Here is a 19,631-nt window from a genome sequence, read left to right on the forward strand (position 1 = left end):
GGTATACTTCGCCCCTACTTAAATATTCCCGAATAGGATACTAGGAGGAATTAGTAATGTCCCGTATTTCTCGCCGTCATTTCTTACAATTCGCTGGCTCAACTATAACTACTTTGGGATTGAGCCAGTTAGATATTATCAACAAAGGAAATCGCTACGCTCAAGTTCTGGCGCAAAATACCTCCCGCAAGCTTGCTCTTTTAGTGGGAATTAATGATTATCCAGCCAACGATCGCTTTCTTAGAAATCTGGAAGGATGCGTTACGGATGTCGCTTTGCAAGAAGAACTCTTGGTTCATCGTTTTGGTTTTAATCCCAGTGATATTGTCAAGTTGACGAGCAATCAAGCTCCCGCTCAACAGCCGACTCGCAACAATATTTTGACAGCGTTTGAAGAACACTTAATTAAACAAGCTAAACCGGGAGATGTGGTTGTTTTCCATTTTTCCGGTCACGGTTCTCGATTGCGCGACCCTAATCCTATCCAAGGTTGTTCTAATCAGGCATTCAATGATGAATTTAATAGCACTTTAGTCGTTGCCGATGAAGGACAAAAAGGTTTAGCACCGGACATCATGGGACGCACATTGTTTTTGTTGATGTCGGCTTTAAACACAGAAAATGTCACAGTCGTACTAGATAGTTGTTACTCTGGTGGTGGTACTCGTGGTAACTTTCGAGTGCGTTCCGTACCTGGTGATAAACTCAATCCCAGCCCTGAAGAAATCGCCTATCAAAAAGGCTGGATGGAACGGCTGCAACTGTCCGAAGCCGAACTCTCTCGTCGTCGCTGTGCAGGTGTTGCAAAAGGGGTTGTTTTTGCCTCTGCTCAACGAGAAGAAGAAGCTTTAGATGCTGAGTTCGATGGCTTTTCTGCTGGTGCGTTTACTTACCTGATGACGCAGTATCTCTGGCAAAAAAACGATACGGTGGGAAGCGCGCTCGCTCAAATCACTACTGGCATAAATTCGCTGTCTAGTCAAGTTCCTTTAGCAGATGGCGACCCCAAAAAACCAGTTTATTTCATCAACAAACAACTCCCTCCGACTGATGCCGTAATTACCAAAGTAGAAGCCGATAAGGCAACTTTGTGGTTGGGAGGAGTAGACTCTGAAAGTCTAGAAGCTTTCCAACCCGGTGCCACATTCGCAATTGTCGATGACAAAGGGCAAACATCGGGAAAATTGCAATTAATCTCTCCTCGTAGCGGCTTAAGGGGAGAAGCGAAACTGGTAGACAAAGCAACTAATACATCTCTAAAACCAGGGACGCTGCTGCAAGAAGCAAGTCGGGTTGTGCCAGCAGATTTGAAGTTAAGCATTGGTCTCGATCCGTCTTTAGCAGGAGAGACGAACGCGGCTAAACAGGAACTCTCCGCGATTAATCGCATTGCAGCGGTGCCTGCACAACCGGGAAATGTCCCCTATCCGGGAGGGGTGCAGTACATCTTCAGTCGGATGACGGCAGATTATCAGCAAAAACTGCAAAAGCAAGGGGCAAATCTTCCAGCCGTCGGCAGTATTGGTTTATTTACCGAAGGACTGGAACTGGTGCCGAAATCCTTTGGCGAACCAGGGGAAACGGTAACGGCAGCTGTGGAGCGTCTGGCAGCTAAACTCAAATCTCTGTTAGCAGTTCGGATTATTAAAAAGACTTTGAATGCCGATTCTTCGCAGCTTTCTGTAGAAGTTTCGATGAACTTGGTAGAACAACCCAATCAAACCCTTGCTAGAACTTCCAGTCGAGGTAGAAACACTCGTCAGGAGTTGGAACAAACTTATGCTAATAAGTTACCAGTGAATAAACTATTTCAGTTTCGAGTTACCAATCACGAGTCTAGCGACCTCTATCTGACCACTCTACTGATTGACTCGACTGGGGGATTAGTGGTGGTGTTTCCCTATCAGTGGCCTGCGTCAAATGAGACGATGAAATTACGACCCAATCAAACGCAACTAATTGGCGACCCGCAACAGATGAAATTGAGAGCGATCGCAACCGGAACCGGAGAAGCGCTAGTAATTGTCAGCCGTTCACCCCTTGAAAGAGCTGTCAAGACATTAGCATCTCTAGCCGCTGAACTAAATCAAGATAGAGGAGCGTTGGAGTTAAAAGAGCCAGTTGAGGTGATGGGCGATTTACTTGATGATTTGAGTAGCGATCGCGGTGGCATTGCTGTAGAAGCCATACCCATGAACACTTCAGAGATGGCTACTTTGTCAATCGCCTTTCAGGTAAGCGATTAGCGACTCACGGATTTAGGGGGAAAGAAAAAAGCATCTGAAACGGCTGTTGAGCAATTTCATCCTCAACTGAGGCAAGGAAATTGTCAAAATATTTACGAACAGCGCACTCTTCGGAATCTTTGGGAAGAAGTTGAGTGAATTTTTACATGACCTCCCAAGATGGGAGATATATATAAGCAGTTCGCTAACCCACTGCTAGAGAATTCTGCTATGAATTATCATCTGCGTCGCCTTAGCGTTGTTACTGCAACCTTGCTCATCTCGTTGAGTTGTCCGTTACAAGTGGTAGGGCTTACTTGGGGAAACAATACGGTTTTGGCGCAGGCGCAGACAACAGAACAACGCGATGATGAGGCGTTACGGCTGTATCAATTAGGTATTCAGCAGTTAAATAAAGGACAGTTTCGAGAGGCGTTAGAGACGTTTGAGCAGATTTTAATCACTTTTAAAGCAATTGGCCATCGCCAGGGAGAAGGGACAATCCTCCACAATATTGGGTTCGCTTACGCCAACTTGGGACAGTACCCACAAGCGTTGGCGTATTTTCAACAAGCTTTAGCAATTGCTCAAGAAATGAGTGACAAGGTAACAGAAGGTAAGACGCTCAACGGTATTGGGCAAGTTTACAACTCCCTGGGACAGTATTCACAAGCATTGGAGTCTTATCAAAAAGCCTTAGCGATTACTAAAAAAATTGGTGACAAGACAACAGAAGGTATGACGCTCACCAACATGGGGGTAGTTTATGACAACCTAGGACAGTACCCACAAGCCTTGGAGTCTTATCAGCAAGCCTTAGCGATTATCCAAGAAATTGGTAACAAGGTAGTAGTGTATGACAACCTGAGCCAGTACCCACAAGCATTGGAGTCTTATCAACAAGCCTTAGCGATTGTCCAAGAAATTGGTAACAAAGTAACGCAAGGGATAATCCTCAACAATATGGGAGTGGTTTATGGTCGCCTAGGACAGGACTCTCAAGCCTTGGAGTCTTATCAACAAGGCTTAGCAATTGCCCAAGAAATTGGTAACAAGGTGGGAGAAGGGACAACCCTCCACAATATTGGAGAAGTTTACCGCCACCAGGGACAGTACCCGCAAGCGTTGAAGTATTTTCAACAAGCTTTAGCCATTCGCACTGAAATTGGTAATCAGGCACAAGAAGGGACAACGCTCAACAATATGGGGGTCGTTAACCACAACCAGGGACAGTACCCACAAGCATTGAAGTATTTTCAACAAGCTTTAGCAATTGCTCAAGAAATGAGTGACAAGGCAGCAGAAGGGATGGCACTCCACAATATTGGGGCAGCTTATGACAAGCGGGGACAGTACCCGCAAGCGTTGAAGTATTTTCAACAAGCTTTAGCCATTCGCACTGAAATTGGTGATAAAGCTGGGGAAAGTGCGACGCTCAACAATATTGGGGGAGTGTACAATACTCAAGGTAAATATGCTCAAGCCGAAACCACTTTATTCGCAGCTATTAAGATTCTGGAATCTCTACGAGCGCGACAATTAAGAGATGACCAAAAAATCTCTTTTTTTGAACAACAATCTGGTTCCTATAGCTTTCTGCAACAAGCCTTGGTTGCTCAAAATAAATTTGACAAAGCACTCTTAATTGCCGAGCGCAGTCGCGGTCGTGCTTTGGTAGAGTTATTAGATTCTAAATTAGCAGAAAACCCTAGCAATCTACCCGATATAAAACCTCCAACAATTCAAGAACTTAAGCAAGTTGCTTTTGAACAAAACGCAACACTCGTTCAGTATTCGATTGTTGATGAAGCCTTCAAAATAAAAGATAATAGAGAATGGCAACAAAAACTCTACATTTGGATAATTAAACCTACGGGTAAAATTGCTTTTAAAAAAGTAGACCTTAAATCTCTGAATCAATCCTTATCAGTTCTCGTTACCAACAGTCGTGATGATATCGGTGTTAGAGGTCGCAACATCTTTGATGTAACTGTTATTAATCCCCAAGGCGAAAACTCGACCAAAAATTTACAACAACTTCATAAACTACTCATTGCACCCATTGCAGACTTGCTCCCAAAAGACCCTAATGCGCGTGTCATCTTTATCCCGCAAAAATCGTTGTTTCTCGTCCCCTTCGCCGCACTACAAGACGAGCAAGGCAAATACTTAATCGAAAAACATACCATTCTCACTGCGCCTTCAATCCAAGTCTTAGATTTAACCCGCAAGCAAAAACGAATTGTGGAGACGCGAAATTGCACTTCGTGCCGCTTCGCTAACGCGTCTCTACAGGATGTATTAATTGTTGGTAATCCTACCATGCCTAAAATTAAAATTGGGAAATTAGAGGCAAACTTAGAGCCTCTGCCTGGTGCAGAAAAAGAAGCAATTCAAATTGCTAAATTATTCAATACCAAAGCACTTACAGGTAGCAATGCCACCAAAACGGCGGTAATGCAGAAAATGCAGAAAGCTCGTATCATCCATCTGGCTACCCACGGCTTACTTCATGATTTTAAAGGCTTCGGTGTTGTACCGGGAGCGATCGCGCTTGCTCCTTCTGGTACACCTGACGACGTAGTTGATGGTTTACTTACCGCAGGCGAAATCTTCGACATGAAACTAAGCGCCGATTTAGTGGTTCTCAGCGCTTGCGATACGGGACGCGGAGACATTACAGGCGATGGTGTGGTTGGCTTATCTCGGTCTTTAATTTCTGCGGGAGTACCCAGCGTCATGGTCTCGCTGTGGGCAGTTAATGATAATTCTACAGCCTTTTTGATGACCGAATTTTATCGCAATTTACAACAAAATCCTGACAAAGCGGTTTCCCTCCGTCAAGCAATGCTGACAGCAATGAAACAATATCCCAATCCTAAACAATGGGCGGCTTTCACCCTTATCGGAGAGTCCGAGTAACACTGCAAAACATTCGACTTTAGACAAATCTGTGCAATATCCAAACCAAGAAAGTCTTAATTATTATCCAGTAGCTGAAACTCTCTGCCCTCTTTTGCATAACTTCTCCTCGCTGGGATATATATACAAGCAGTTCGTTAACGTATAGGGAACATTGTCTATAAATTGTCATTCGTCCAATAAACGTGACTCAAAGGGTATGAGGGTAGTAGCAACGTCAAATACGTAACAAATAACAAAAGATAAAATATTAGGTAAGCAAATGGATAGTCAAATCTTAGGAGCGCACTACCAAATCCACCAGGAATTAGGAAAGAAAGCTGGTCGAAGGACACTTTTGTGTAGCGAACAAGCGACTGGAGAATTAGTGGTTGTCAAGTTACTAACTTTTAACAGTGATTTTGAGTGGGATGACCTCAAACTGTTTGAGCGGGAAGCAGAAGCTTTAAAAAACTTGTCACATCCAGCTATTCCTCGTTACTTAGACTATTTTGAGATAAACGCTTCCGAGCTAAAAGGATTCGCTCTCGTTCAAAGTTATATTCCTGCACAATCTTTGTCACACCATGTGAAAGCAGGTCGGATTTTGACTGAGATAGAAGTTAAAGAAATCGCTAACGCTATCTTAAAAATTTTGATTTACCTACACCGTCAAAATCCGCCATTGATTCACCGAGATATTAAACCCAGTAATATTTTATTGGGCGATAGGTCTGGTAATAGTGTTGGCAAAGTTTATCTGGTGGATTTTGGATCGGTGCAAACTGTCGCCGCCCAAGAAGGCGCAACTCGCACAGTAGTGGGAACTTATGGATATATGCCTCCAGAGCAATTTGGTGGACGTACAGTTCCCGCTTCAGATTTATACAGTTTAGGTGCAACGTTAATTTATTTATTAACAGGTGTCCATCCTACAGATTTACCACAGAGAGATTTTCGCATTCAATTCGAGCAAAAAGCTGATCTTAGTCTGACTTTTAGTGACTGGTTGCGGCGGATGTGCGAGCCAAACTTAGAAAATCGTTTTGATTCAGCATACCAAACTCTACAAGCTTTGAATCAAAATCCCAATCTTGTAGCTATCAATCGACCACTTATCAGGAGAATTCAACTTAGAAAAAGTAGCAAATTTCTAGAAATTTTCATGCCGCCAGAACACTTAGATTTTTTTGAAGTTTTGGGAACGTTTATTTTTATTTTATTTGCTATAGGAATTGGAACCCTGTTCTTGTACGCTTTGTTTGATGAATTCAATATGACTTATCTGCTACCTATAATATTTTTATTAGTGTACTTATATCTCCTTTCATCGTACTTTATTAGTAAAACACTTTATATAAACCAGGAAAAAGTTATTTTTACTAAAGAGTTGTTTGGATTTTTGAAATTTCATTTAGCTCCAGAATCACCGCGAGAAGAAATTGTCAAATTGGTTTATTTCTCCGAATACGTTGACCAACGTGAAAATTCTCACGGTAATAGATATTCAGTCACTGTGGGCGCACAATTGGAAATTTGGGCTGGGATTTATAAGTATAAATTTCCTGGTGGTAGCATAAATTTACCCAAAGAAGAAGTGCAATGGCTGGCAAAAGAATTAAGCACTTGGTTGGATTTGCCGATTTTATATGCAGATAAGCAAGTTTAAAAAAAATAAATTAGGGCGAACAGGTATTCAATACAATTAAATAATCCCTAGAACTATCGCTAAGTAAATATTCTGTTTGTTTCAATCGAAATTAGAAAAGTTTAAGGAGTAATATTGCTTATGCTAGTGAATAAGATATTAGACGATCGCTATCAAATTCAGCAGGAGTTAAGCAAAAAAAACGGACGAAAAACCCTTTTAGCGCATGATTTGCATACGTCAGAACTAGTAGTTATTAAATTACTATCATTAAGTAGTGATTTTGAATGGGATGACCTTAAATTATTTGAGCGAGAAGCGGAAACTCTAAAAAAACTCAATCATCCCTCCATTCCTCGTTATTTAAATTACTTCGATGTAAATTTACAAAACCTAAAAGGATTTGCTTTAGTACAAACCTATATTCCTGCAAAAACTCTAGAGCAATATTTACAAGCAGGTCGAACTTTCACTGAAGAAGAAGTAAAAGAAATAGCTCTATCTATTTTAGAAATTTTGATTTACTTGCACGAACAAAACCCACCTGTCATTCATCGCGATATCAAGCCAAGTAATATTTTATTAACCGATAGGTCTGGTAATAGTGTTGGTAACGTTTATTTAGTCGATTTTGGCTCTGTGCAAACTATTTCTGACAGCAAAGGTGGAACAATGACTATAGTAGGAACCTATGGCTATATGCCACCCGAACAATTTGGCGGACGCACTGTTGCTAGTTCTGATCTTTATGGTTTAGGTGCTACTTTAATTTATTTAGTAACCGGAACCCATCCCGCAGATTTACCACAAAAGGATTTTCGCATTCAATTTAGGCAAAAAGCTAATCTTACTCCAAGCTTTACCAACTGGTTGCAGCAGATGACGGAACCAAGGTTGGAAGAGCGTCTGGATTCTGCAAAGCTAGCGCTACAATCGCTTAATGAACCACGGTTAAATCTCATTTGTAAGTGTGTTAAAAAGCCATTCGGAAGTAAAATTAAATTAACCAAAAACATACATAGTATAGAAATTTTTATTCCTCCATCTGGCTTTTTTGACTTAATCAAAGCTGGGGCTAGTATGTTTTTTCTTACTCCAATTATTTGGGGTTTAACCTGGTTTTTAACTTTTCAGTTTTTTTCTCTGGGTTTGGTAACTATATTGTTCCTACTCTTCTTCTGGCTACCATTAATGTTTCTAAGTTTATGGGTATTAATTTTTTGGGTATGTTTCCCATATTCACTTATCGACTCTTTATTGGGTAAACGACAATTGCGTATAGAATCAGAGCTGATTTACTTCACCCATGAGTTGTTAGGATTTGAGTTTGAGTCTTTTCTCGCAACCAAAAATATTACTAAATTAATTTATAATCCAGGCGAATTTATTAATAAAGACAGAGAGCAATATCCAGATACTTTAGAAATTTGGGGTGAAAACCAAAAAATAAAAATTAGTAGCAGTATCAAATCAAATGTAGAAAAAGAATGGATAGCCCATGAATTAAGTGAGTGGTTAAATGTACCAATCAGACAAAATTAGCTGAGTTTTCGATTTGAAGAAATTTCAAATATACAACGGTTATTAAAGTTAAATAAATACTGCAAAGCTTTTCTAATTTACTATAGGACAAGGTATATATAAAATTAATCCATATAAATTAAAACAGCAGCTACCGGAACAATAGAAAGGCCAGTAATTCCTCTGAATTAACTAGTTGCATAACCTGCTACGCCAGATAGGAGTAGTAATTCCCCATGCTAGGAGAAGAATAGATATTTTGCGATCGCAATTAGGCGATCGCTACCCTTGGGGTTATGCGCGAGCATTACGGGGAACGGGAACGCCTTCGGAGTCAGCTTCACGCTACTTCCATTCCAGCGCAACGCCTGCAAGAAATCTGAGTGACACTGAATGACAAACAGTGCTAGCTATTCCAGCGAGAAGTGACTGTCTCGAAAATAGTCCAGAGTCCGGAGTCGAAGAAAAATCTTTATACGTTCGTTATAAACGTATTTCATGGGTATCTATCTTGTAAAACCTCTCCTATCCTGCGATTCCCAAGGATTTCGACATTTTTGTCTTCGTTGCGTTCTTCATCTATTGCATAAGTGCTGATGCTCCAAAGATATATATTCTGCGAGCGCACAGCCTTGTATATAAAACTCGCTTTGCTGTGTGTTCAACCGAGAAGCATCAACTCATCGTTTATCGGGTGTTGAAAGGTAGAACCAAGGAGCCAACGATGCAGAAAAATAAGTTGCAAATTCTGCACTGCAATTGCGGAATGCTTTATGTCAGTAAAGGTCGAGCTTTAGGAAACAAAATGACTTGTTCTAAATGCGGTCGAACTCCTCAGATAGAACAACTCAAATTAGCATCATTTTCTTCAAAAACTATCCACAGTCGCTCTACTCTTCTGAGGAATTACAACCAATTTTCAGCAATTTTTTTGACCAGACGCATTGTTTTAGCAGCAGTATCTATTGCCAGCTTATTAGGTATGATGATTTATCTCCCTAGAACGCAACCTCCAGGAACGCAGCTATCTACCGTACCAGTCTCCTTAAAGTCTGCACGGAAACCAAGCCCAAACCGTCCTCCTGTTTCTCTTCCAAACGGCACTGATATTATCCCACCTCAAGATTTGCAGGGATTTGGGAAGCTAAAAATTATTAATGGAACGACCCGCGATGCGGCTGTAAAACTTGTAGATAGCGTCTCTGGGAAGACGCGCCGTTTTGTGTACGTTCAGGCTAATCGAGAAACGAACATTGTAAATATTAGCCCTTGTAACTGTCGCTTAAAGTTCAGTATGGGAATAGATTGGGAGCAAAAAAAACAAAAGTTTTTGCAGAACCCTTCGTTCTCGGAATTCAGCAAACCCTTAGATTTTAAGGAAATTAAAAGAGAGGCGGGAGTAGAGTGGATGCAGTATCGGGCGACACTACATCCTGTACCTCACGGAAGCGCCCGAACAAGGCAAATTGATGAAAGGGATTTTGAAGAAAAATAGGTTGGTCAACAACCGTAAATTCGGCGCAATTCTCCTTAGAGACAACAGAAATGTTAAAAATGAAACCCTTGTTGAATCCTCATCATTTGGAATTCACATAGCCTTGCTGCAAAACTTGATTACCACACAGGAGCAATAATTTCCCATGCTAGGAGAAGAACAGATACTGCGCGATCGCTATCACATTCAATGCCAATTGGGACACAATTCTGGACGGCGTACCTTATTAGCGCAGGATTTACAAACCCAGGAACTTGTTGTGCTTAAGATTCTCACTTTTAACAGTGACTTCCGTTGGGAGGATTTAAAACTGTTTGAACGAGAAGCAGAAACCCTCAAATCTCTATCGCATCCGGCAATTCCCCGCTATCTTGATTCCTTTGAATTGCACTTACCCGATCGTCAGGGATTTGTACTCGTGCAAACTTATATTCCTGCAACGTCCTTGCAGGAATGGATTAAGCGCGGACGGACATTTAGCGAAGAAGAGGTAACACAAATCGCGAAAGCATTACTGAATGTATTGAGCTACTTGCACTCTGGCAACCCTCCGGTGATTCATCGGGATATTAAGCCAAGCAATATTTTATTAACTAGCGATCGCTCTGCTCATCAGGTTGGAGATATCTACTTGGTTGATTTTGGTTCGGTGCAAACGGCTGTCCGAGAAATCGGGACGATGACGATTGTCGGAACCTATGGTTATATGCCACCCGAACAATTTAGCGGACGTGCTTTTCCAGCCTCCGATCTCTATAGTTTAGGCGCAACATTAATCTACTTGGTGACAGGGAGACACCCCGCGGATTTGTTACAAGAAGATTTGCTTCTTCAGTTTGAACCCGTGCCGCATCTAGTTCCCAGCTTTGTGCAATGGCTCAAGCAAATGACCCATCCCAACCGCAAGCAGCGATTTAGTTCAGCTCAAGCAGCTCTCGCGACATTAGAGCAGCCTTCTCTTCTGCAACTCCCATCTGTTGCATCAGCGACATCAACTCCTCTAATACTACAAAAACCTCATGACAGTAAAATTTCTCTTCTCAAGGATGCAGAAGTTCTAGAGATATATTTACCATCAGAAACTTCTAATACAGGAGCGGGTTGTTCAATTTCCTTCATGTTCTGTTTTACGATTTTGTCGTTGATGGCGTTAATTGGCTCTTTGTTTAGTGGTAATGGGTTACTAATCTTGATCAGCTTATTTCTTTTAGGAATGGGTCTTTCTGGTCTGTGGCAATATTTTTTCGCAGCGAATGTCAATACCTACATCTATATCGATCGTCGGTCAATAAAGGTAACTCAAATAGCGTGGAAAATACGGCGGCTGGTTTTTCAGGCAAGTCGCCGTAACCTCTATAAATTGACTTACCTGAAGCGCCTCTATCGTCGCGATACTGAAGCAGGCATTACGGAGGTACCGCCAGAGTTAAAGATTTGGGCTACAGATGGAGTCAATTATACAGACGCTAGTTCTAGCTATCGCATCGGGCAATCGCTAAGTACAGACAGCGAAACCCGCTTCTTTGGCTATCTAAAAACAGAAGAACTTGATTGGTTAGCGCAAGAGTTAAGTAATTGGTTAGAGTTACCAATTACTAGAGAATAGGAGAAAAAAGTTTTTGAAATTACTACAAGTTACATAGTTTGTGGCAGCTTTTATAGATAGCAATCCTAAATGAGTCCTCAAGGTGAGATACCCGACTTCTTAGAGAAGTCGGGTATCGGAATTATAAGAGTGATTTACTGCGCCGACTATCTCACAATAATTGCCCAGAGACTCACAAATAGAGCGATCGCGCCCAGATGTTGAGGCAACAGCGCTCGGAAAGATTGACGAGCGATTTTTTGGGTTAATAGCATCGTCAACAGGAGTGAGAAAATTAGCGTTGTACCTTGCAAAAACTCGATCACAGCCGGGTGTGCGACCAACACAGGCAACCCTTCACCGCTAAGACCGAAAGTTGCCATTGTTAGCGGCAAAATGCGTCCCGCTTCCCCTAAACCCAGCCGCCAATAGTGAGCTAAATTTGCCCCCAGCACCAGCGGCAAATATCCATAAGCCAACTCTATAAACGAGCGAGGCTTTACGGAACCCTTAAAGAGTTTAATAGCGCTATAAGCTAAAAACGGCACAGTCGCAGGGACGATTAAAGCTACCAAGGAAAATCCGAAATGTTGCCAAAACTGGGTTAAATCCAGATGCAATCCCAAAGTTGATTGCAATTCCGGCAACCGATGGAGATAGACGCCTCCTAATAGCAACAGTAACAGCGCCACTTCCGAATCATGGGGCACATGAGTTGTCCACAATTCAATCCCAGGCGGGCGCAAATTTAACTCGACCGAACGGTGGGGACAAGCTTTGAGACAAGTCATGCACAAAACGCAGTCTTTGTTCTCTTCCAACTGAGCGGGGTGAGAGTACAACGGACACCCGTTGGTTTCTAAACCTTCCCCTTTTTTAGGGCCACCTTTGTAGCATTGATAGGTAGTGCATTCCGCCGAACAAGTACCCTGTTGCGCTCTGAGTTCAGTCATCGATAGTTTTGCAAAAAGCCCATTCATCCCGCCAATTGGACATAGATACCGACACCAAAACCGCCGCTCAAAAATTGCGGAGAAAATCATTGCCCCAGCGGTAATTAATAACAGCAAACAAGCGGATAGGTAGGCAGTATCTTCTAAATGCCAGAGTTCTTCCCACAGGTAAATGAGGACAAATAGCCCGAACAAAAACCATCCGCCCCACTTCTCGGCAGATTGTCGGGGCCAACGCTTCAGCGATCGCCCGGGAAAAAGCCACTGAGAAAGCTTTTGGGTGACTTCCCCATAAATCATGAAGGGACAAACAGCGCACCACAGGCGTCCGACAAAGGGAAAACCGATCAATATCAAAGGCCACCACCACGCCCAAAATAGGTTTAGAGCTACATTTTCGGAGCGATGCTGGGGACCCAAAAATAATAGGGCGACGACAAGCGCAAAAGCACCCAAAGTAAAGCCGTAGTTAATTCGGTCGGGCCACCAAGAACTGCGGAGAAATCGCCGCAAGTCGGGATAGGCATTTAAAAGATTGACGCGAAATCGCTTTTTATGGGTTTCGGCTGACCAGAATACTTCTTCGGTGAGCAGATTCACACCGGCACATTGAACGAGTGCCCGTTCTACGAGACTTTGCAACTCTTTCAGGTTGCCGGGGAAATCATAGGCTTGTAAGCGGCGTATAGCTTCTGGAGCGACTTTGGGTTTGCGAGTGCCCTTGGCTCGACAGAACAGGCGAATGTAGTATTCTACCTGGTCTTCAATGTCCGCTTTTCGCACCCGCAGCGGCGGCACTTTAATTAAATGACCAACTTGACGCTCAATTGTCGGCAGGTGCTTTTCCGCAATCATCATAATCCGGGCTTGACACGTGCGGCTGGGCGCGGGGGGATCTTCCGAACGGCTGAGGGGGGTGTACGTATTAGTTTCTAATAATTGAGCCAGCTTAGGCGTTAACTCTGGCGGAAGTTCTTGAATGTTGTTGAGGACTAAAGTGCCTGTCCCTAGGGATTCAATTAGCCCTGGTTTGCCACTAGCACGACCAAATAGTTCTGCACCACTTGCTTGCAGCGCACTACAGTCTACTTTAACAATCGGTTCGCGTCGATAGGAAGAACCGAAGTGAACCAGAGCAGCGGTATTGTCTTTTTCTAGTCCCGGTTCCCCGAAAATCAACACTGGACGCCTTGACTCAGCCGCCTCTTTGATTTGCTGGCGCAGCCGGACTGCATAGCGGCTTTTTCCCACCACCCCGCGTCTTGCCTTTGATACTAGATAAGGGCGCAAGGCGGTTTGACGCTCTTGTTCGTAGTTCAGTTGAGACGATAGTTGAGCGAGTTCTTGAGCCAACTGCTGGGAGAAGGCTTGGGTAATTTCGGGATATTGAGCGACTATTTGCCGAAATTGCTCTGCGGGAATAAGCAACAGCGTGCATTCGCTGAGCGTCTTGATAGTTCTTTGAGCCTGCTGGTCTAACAGTAGCTCTTGTAAGTGAATGGTGGCTCCGGGGAGAAAGCTAATCACCCAGGCTAAACCTGTTTGATTGGTGCGGTCGCCTTCTAGTTGCCCTTGTTTGAGAATATAGAGTCCTTCGGGGGGCGTTTCCTCCGCCACTAAAGTCGTTTGCGCTGGTACGACTTTTTCTTCCAGAAGTTGCGCGATCGCTTCTAATACTTCTGCCGATAGTACACCCAGTGCCGTTCTCTCTTGTAGCCATGTCACCGTGTCTTTTGATGTCATGGTTGCCTTAAAAATAAATTTCGCTTTACATTTTAGCCATTTTTTATAAAAAATATTAATTAGTTAAGTTGATTGCCAAGATTAAAACAACTGAGATGAGCGAGCTTGTCAATCTGTGGGTTCCCCTAGCCTTATTGGGTTTGATAGTCTTAGCGGCGATTTTCTTTAGCCGCAGCAGTAGCTAAGGAAAATCCTTATCAAAAAGAAGGTTAACTTTCGGGATTGGAGAAATTCGGAGGTTCGACAGGAGTTGATGGAGTGTCAGTCACCATAACTTTTGTCGCTGCTTCGCTAGCAATTCCTTGGGTTTGAGTGGAAGGACGGCGGCGCGATCGTTTATAAGCAGCCCTCTCAGCTTTTTCGCGCTCGTAGGCAATCAGCCTGCCATAATACTCGTGCTTGCTCAAATTCATCGACAAGAAAATGTGCTGGCGAGTATTGCCAAAACCTTTGCGGCTAAAAAACTTCACGGCTGGGACATTTGCGGGATCGGTATCCACCAGCATGAACCGCACCCCATCTTCAATCATCCGTTCTACCAGCTTATCAACGAGCTTGTCCCCGACGCCTCGACGCTGAAAATTCGGATTCACACCCAGCCAAATAATGTATCCATAAGTCCAGGATGCTTTGCTAATCACGGTTCCCAAAATGAACCCTGCCAGTTGTTCGTCGATTTCAGCAACCAGACAGTATTCCGGATCGGTATTGTAAAGTCCAATCACCTCCCATTCATCCCAAGTGCGATATAAATAAGGGTACAAATTGCTTGTAAATACAGCTTCTCCCAAGTGGTAAACCGGGGCAAGATCGTCAATTTCAAGGTCGCGGATATAGATAGAAGAGTAGTTAGATGCAGGCTCGTTTTTATCAGGATTTGTCATAAATTTTGATTTTTTATTTGTTTACAGGGAAACTTCCTGAATATTCGCTAAATTGGGTAGCCAATCTTGATGAGAGAAATTTTCTTCACTGGTAAGATGCGAAGCATTTGAAAAATTGCGATCGCGCTGACACCGAATCGCAAAATTACAGTCAGGGCAACGATTAGCGTTTTCTGGAACTTGAGGGAAATCTTCTCCTTGCTGATAACGTTGCAAATAATCGGTTAGCTGCGTCAACAGTTCTGTTAAATCCCTTTTCGTTTGCTCGTGTTGAACGGCATTATAAGTAAATTTGAGGCTTTCTGGTTGAGGCTGAGACTGGACAAACCAGTAAGTCATAGAAATCTGTTCTGGCAAATAATCGCTAGTTTCTGCCAAAATATAAAGATACAAGCGAGTCTGCCAATCTTTTTCTAACCAACGCCGATTTTTTGGTTGAGGATAAGTTTTCCAATCCAAAATTTCAGCAGATTGCGTGTCTTCAATGAACAAATCATAGATGACTGTCAATAAATATCCCTGAAAATTCAGCGTGCGACAATGTTCGCTTTGGCGGAAGGTTTTCGGGTTAGATCTCAAGATTTCTGGCGCTGCATCCACCAATGCCGTCACCCAACGATGTAATTGGGCGTCCTCTTGCACCAAAGATTCTACCGGCAATCCCAGTTCTCGCTGCTGCATCAATAAGTGAAAGCGACTGCCCCAATTTTGCCGTTCTAGTTGTTCTGGATTGGTGGGTGAACTCAGTTTATCTAAGTAGATTTGTTGAAACTTTCGAGGACAAGTTTGTAGTAGATTTAATTGTCCTTGGGACAAGCGGAATAAAACTTCTTGCGTAGATTCCATCTGATTAATTGCTAACGGCTAATGATTTTTAGATAACTGGATATTATTTATGTGTAGTAATCCCAATTAATTCGTCAAATCCTCTTTTTCTTCCTTGGCATCCTTCGCGTTCTTAGTGGTTCGTAAAAAAAAGACTAACCCCGCCCTATTTTGCAGGAATTTATCTTCCTAATGGCTAATAGTCATTAACCATTAGCCACTAGCCATTAACCTAAGCTTTTGTTAAGACAAACACGCTGCCTTCATTGCCTCGGCCTATCCGCAAATCCTCATCTAGATAAGTAGTATCCAGCCAACCTTGCTGGTTGCTGCTGTCGATACCAAAATCCAAAGCTGGAAATCGCTGACCGCTTTCAATTTGCCGAATAAATGCTGAAGGCGACTGATAGTTAATGAGACGCTGTAAACCAGAAATAGACCGCTCAAATTTTACCAAGACACGACGTTCAGAAACTGGTTCAAACCGAGCAGCAACGCTAACAAATCCTTCCAGATAGGGTAAACCATAAACTTCAGCAATATTGTAAACTTTGGCGTCTTTGGCTCGAATGCATTGATAGATTTGACCGAGTTTGAGAAATGGCAGTTGGTCAATGGTTAATAAACCGCGACTGGTGGTGTAAAGTAGTCGCCAATTTCCATCTAGTAGGTCAGTTGCCTCAACCGGACGGGGAGTAGGGTTGAGGTCTTCCAATCGGGCAACCGCTGAGAGAATCGCTATTTTGTCGGTTTCGGTTGCTAGCAGTCCGCGATTTTGAGAAGCGATCGCTTCCAACAGTGCTGCTTTCCTCATTTCCTCCTAGACCTCTCTTGTGGGTGACTTCTCTACCCCCAGCTTAACTTTTGTTCAATACGCAGATGGCATCAGCGACCAGTTGATAAGTTTGATAACAACTCCCTTGACACGCAATAATCTCCACGCCAGCGATCGCGTTTCTGGGAGTGGTAAACTCAATATGTCTAGTTAGCTCCCAATCCGAAATTCTCAAATATGTCAAATATGTACAACCCGTCTCTGCGTGAAGAACCTCGTCACCAGCTGGCTGGTCTGATTCCGTTACAACAAGAACCTTCCATTCTCGACTGGCTGGAATCTACAGGACGCTTGTTGGCGCGGGATGTTCAAGCTGAAGATAGTTTCCGCGATGGTGATGCAGAAATCTCCGATCTGATGGCACCGGATGATGTTTACGATGATCTCGAAGACGATGATGAAATCATCGATGTAGACGAAGATTAGTCAGACGAAAAGAATTCAGCACTCAGGCGTCAGAGTAAATTCTGGATTCTGAAATTCTGAATTCTGGTGTGAGAAGTGAACGAAAAATTTGTGGACGCTAAATTATTTTCTGGTCGGTCGTTCAACCCCTCAGGAACTAGCCTGCTAGCGTTACTGGCAGTTGGGCTTTCCCTAGGGACGATATTATTCGATCTGCAAGCAGGTGTCTTCCCATCGGTAGGCATCTCGATGACGTTTCCCCTGTGGCTTTGCGCCTTGGTGACAGCTCTTTTAGGATATTGGGCAGTCCCCTTCCTGCAAGCCCTAAAAGCGGGTCAATTTATTCGGGAGGATGGCCCCCAAGCGCATTTACAAAAAGCAGGCACTCCGACAATGGGCGGGGTGTTTTTTGTGCCTGTCGGGGTAATCGCCGCCTTGGTGTGGTCTGGATTGGCTGTAGGCATACAAGGATTCTTTCCCGTACTTGCCGTATCAATCGTAACTTTAGCCTACGGTGCAATTGGCTGGGTTGACGATTGGCAAGTCATTAGACGCCGGTCGAATAAAGGCATCTCGCCCCGGATGAAACTGATTTTGCAGATTGGGGTGGGTGTTCTGTTTTCTTTGTGGCTGGTCTGGCATCAACCAGCCAGTATCACCACGATTGCCTTGCCTTTTGGTTTAGCGATTCCTTTGGGGTTACTGTTCTGGCCCTTAGCAGTATTTGTGCTAGTGGCGGAAAGTAATGCGACGAACCTCACGGATGGAGTCGATGGACTCGCCGCGGGAACGGGCGCGATCGCTCTTTTGGGACTCGGTGCCATTGTTGCTCCCGTGTCGCCAAGTTTGATGATTTTTTGCGCCTGCATGAGTGGCAGCTACCTAGGCTTTTTGGTTCACAACCGCAACAAAGCCCGCGTCTTTATGGGCGATACGGGTTCGATGGCGCTGGGAGGCGCACTGACAGCAGTCGGACTTCTGACGAACAATCTCTGGGCGCTGTTTATCCTCAGCGGTATTTTCTTCGTCGAATCGCTCTCCGTGATGGCGCAGGTGGGCTACTATAAAGCCACCAAAGGCCCGGATGGTATCGGCAAGCGTTTATTTAAGATGGCACCGATTCACCACCATTTAGAACTGAGTGGCTGGAGTGAAACCCAAGTGGTTGCCGCCTTTTATCTGATTAACGGCATTTTAGCTTTGTTGTGTCTTGTCCTCCGTTAGTTAAATAGACTTAACTCAGCTACAAGTGAGCAAGCGTTAATTTTTAATCAATCAAGGTCTGCGATCGCTTGTTTTACCGAACAGACTGAGTCGGTAGCGATCGCACCTACTCCATGCGCCGACTTAAAGGCAAACAAACCCCAATTTCTAAGGCATCTGATAAGGCATCTGGAATTCAGGGGTTCAGAAATCTGGCAGAAAGACGATCCTTTTTCCTCTCCCTAATTGGGGAGGCAAGGGGAAGCACCTCTGTTAAACAGAAGACAATTTGAGCGGGTTTAATTTTATTATTGATGGTTGCATTTGGATAGTCCAGAAGTCCGAACAAATAGAGGTTCAAAAAGTTCGCTACATTAATTAAAAAACCAGCAGCAAGGGAACACATCTGTTAAAAAATACTGTTAAAAAACGTAGCGGCAAGGAAAGATAAATGACCGGAAAATTGTTACTGGTAGACGACGAACCCGGACTGCGCGAAGCAGTCAAAGAATATCTGCAAGACAGTGGTTTTACCGTTCAGGTTGCCAGTAATGCTGGTGACGCATGGCAGATGTTGCAGAAGAACCAGCCGGATTTAGTGATTTCAGATGTGATGATGCCCAAGGTGGATGGGTATCAATTTCTCAAGCAACTGCGGGAAGATCCTCGCTTCAAAAATTTACCTGTAGTATTTTTAACGGCTAGAGGCATGACAAGCGATCGCATTCAAGGCTATCAAGCGGGGTGCGATGCGTATCTCCCGAAGCCCTTTGATCCAGAGGAATTGGAGGCAATTGTCAAAAACTTACTGGAACGTCGCACTACCCCAACGAACACCACCGGCGGTAACGATATTGAGGACATCAAGCAACAAATTGCTGCCATCCGGGGGATGTTAGAAGATACAAATCGAATCCCCCAGTCGCCTTCCCATATCCGCATAGACTTAACGCCACGAGAGCAGAGTGTTTTAGACTTGGTTGCGGAAGGATTGATGAATAAAGAAATTGCCCGACGCTTGGAAACCAGTGTCCGCAACGTTGAGAAGTATGTCAGCCGCTTGTTTAGCAAGACAGGGACGAATAGCCGCACCGAGTTAGTGCGCTATGCCCTTGAACACGGTTTGACTCGATAACTGTCCTCGCTCTCAAAACGTTTAGGGGAACGGGCTTAGCCCGTTCCCTTACGTGTTTTTTTATCTATATCTGTGCTTGTCTTTAAGAGCGATCGCACTGGCGATTCTTAAGAACTGTTGCGTTTCTTAAAGAAACTTGTGCTTTTCTCATTGATCCTTTAAGGTTGCTGGTATTCTTCATTTAATACAATTCAGAAATTAAAAGAAAACCACATGAAAGTTTCACAAGCGCCACATCTGGGTCAATCAGTTTCTCTAGCAATTCTTTTAGTA

Annotated in this window: 15 protein-coding genes; 11 read left to right on the top strand and 4 right to left on the bottom strand. The window is 43.6% G+C overall.

The window, feature by feature from the left end; all coding sequences use genetic code 11:
- The first annotated feature begins 56 nt into the window (after positions 1-56).
- From NC994_RS18690 to NC994_RS18720, 7 genes are all read left to right on the top strand, one after another.
- Positions 57-2,246 carry a caspase family protein gene (locus tag NC994_RS18690; protein WP_190438265.1) on the top strand — a complete coding sequence of 730 codons (2,190 nt, stop codon included), beginning with the start codon at positions 57-59 and terminating at the stop codon, positions 2,244-2,246.
- A 210-nt stretch (positions 2,247-2,456) separates the two neighbouring features.
- Positions 2,457-5,147 carry a tetratricopeptide repeat protein gene (locus tag NC994_RS18695; protein ID WP_190438267.1) on the top strand — a complete coding sequence of 897 codons (2,691 nt, stop codon included), beginning with the start codon at positions 2,457-2,459 and terminating at the stop codon, positions 5,145-5,147.
- 262 nt (positions 5,148-5,409) lie between these two features.
- A complete protein-coding gene (locus tag NC994_RS18700) occupies positions 5,410-6,795 on the top strand; it encodes a serine/threonine-protein kinase (RefSeq protein WP_190438269.1) in 1,386 nt (461 codons plus the stop codon).
- Between the two features lie 120 nt (positions 6,796-6,915).
- Positions 6,916-8,316: a serine/threonine-protein kinase gene (locus tag NC994_RS18705; protein WP_190438272.1), complete on the top strand. Its 1,401-nt coding sequence runs from the start codon at positions 6,916-6,918 to the stop codon at positions 8,314-8,316.
- Between the two features lie 175 nt (positions 8,317-8,491).
- Positions 8,492-8,692 (top strand): hypothetical protein, encoded by a 201-nt coding sequence (locus NC994_RS18710; protein ID WP_190438273.1) that lies wholly within the window; start codon positions 8,492-8,494, stop codon positions 8,690-8,692.
- 327 nt (positions 8,693-9,019) lie between these two features.
- Complete coding sequence (locus NC994_RS18715; protein ID WP_190438276.1) at positions 9,020-9,790, top strand: hypothetical protein; 771 nt, start codon at positions 9,020-9,022, stop codon at positions 9,788-9,790.
- A gap of 145 nt (positions 9,791-9,935) precedes the next feature.
- Entirely contained in the window at positions 9,936-11,396 is a 1,461-nt protein-coding gene (locus NC994_RS18720; protein WP_190438278.1) for a serine/threonine-protein kinase, read from the top strand.
- Between the two features lie 146 nt (positions 11,397-11,542).
- Here NC994_RS18720 and NC994_RS18725 read toward each other — a convergent pair whose 3' ends face one another.
- The 4 genes from NC994_RS18725 to NC994_RS18740 all read right to left on the bottom strand — a co-directional run bounded on the left by NC994_RS18725 (position 11,543) and on the right by NC994_RS18740 (position 16,594).
- The gene (locus NC994_RS18725) at positions 11,543-14,071 is read right to left on the bottom strand and encodes a sigma 54-interacting transcriptional regulator (protein ID WP_190438280.1); all 2,529 of its coding nucleotides are present in this window, start codon (positions 14,069-14,071) and stop codon (positions 11,543-11,545) included.
- A 209-nt stretch (positions 14,072-14,280) separates the two neighbouring features.
- Positions 14,281-14,955 (bottom strand): GNAT family N-acetyltransferase, encoded by a 675-nt coding sequence (locus NC994_RS18730; protein WP_190438281.1) that lies wholly within the window; start codon positions 14,953-14,955, stop codon positions 14,281-14,283.
- Positions 14,956-14,976: 21 nt separating this feature from the next.
- Positions 14,977-15,801 carry a PD-(D/E)XK nuclease family protein gene (locus NC994_RS18735; protein ID WP_190438283.1) on the bottom strand — a complete coding sequence of 275 codons (825 nt, stop codon included), beginning with the start codon at positions 15,799-15,801 and terminating at the stop codon, positions 14,977-14,979.
- A 211-nt stretch (positions 15,802-16,012) separates the two neighbouring features.
- Entirely contained in the window at positions 16,013-16,594 is a 582-nt protein-coding gene (locus NC994_RS18740) for a PAP/fibrillin family protein (protein WP_190438285.1), read from the bottom strand.
- A 19-nt stretch (positions 16,595-16,613) separates the two neighbouring features.
- Here NC994_RS18740 and NC994_RS18745 point away from each other — a divergent pair, with 19 nt between their 5' ends.
- The 4 genes from NC994_RS18745 to NC994_RS18760 all read left to right on the top strand — a co-directional run bounded on the left by NC994_RS18745 (position 16,614) and on the right by NC994_RS18760 (position 19,358).
- On the top strand, positions 16,614-16,769 hold the full coding sequence (locus NC994_RS18745; RefSeq protein WP_190414855.1) for a hypothetical protein: 156 nt from the start codon (positions 16,614-16,616) through the stop codon (positions 16,767-16,769).
- A 32-nt stretch (positions 16,770-16,801) separates the two neighbouring features.
- Entirely contained in the window at positions 16,802-17,041 is a 240-nt protein-coding gene (locus tag NC994_RS18750; RefSeq protein WP_190414854.1) for a DUF3134 domain-containing protein, read from the top strand.
- Between the two features lie 90 nt (positions 17,042-17,131).
- Positions 17,132-18,244, top strand: coding sequence for a phospho-N-acetylmuramoyl-pentapeptide-transferase (gene mraY / locus NC994_RS18755; RefSeq protein WP_190415028.1), 1,113 nt, complete (start codon positions 17,132-17,134; stop codon positions 18,242-18,244).
- Between the two features lie 430 nt (positions 18,245-18,674).
- Positions 18,675-19,358, top strand: coding sequence for a response regulator transcription factor (locus NC994_RS18760; RefSeq protein ID WP_190438287.1), 684 nt, complete (start codon positions 18,675-18,677; stop codon positions 19,356-19,358).
- Positions 19,359-19,631: the final 273 nt, after the last annotated feature.

This window comes from Trichocoleus sp. AS-A1, assembly GCF_039962015.1.
In the GTDB taxonomy this organism is placed as follows: domain Bacteria; phylum Cyanobacteriota; class Cyanobacteriia; order Cyanobacteriales; family FACHB-T130; genus FACHB-T130.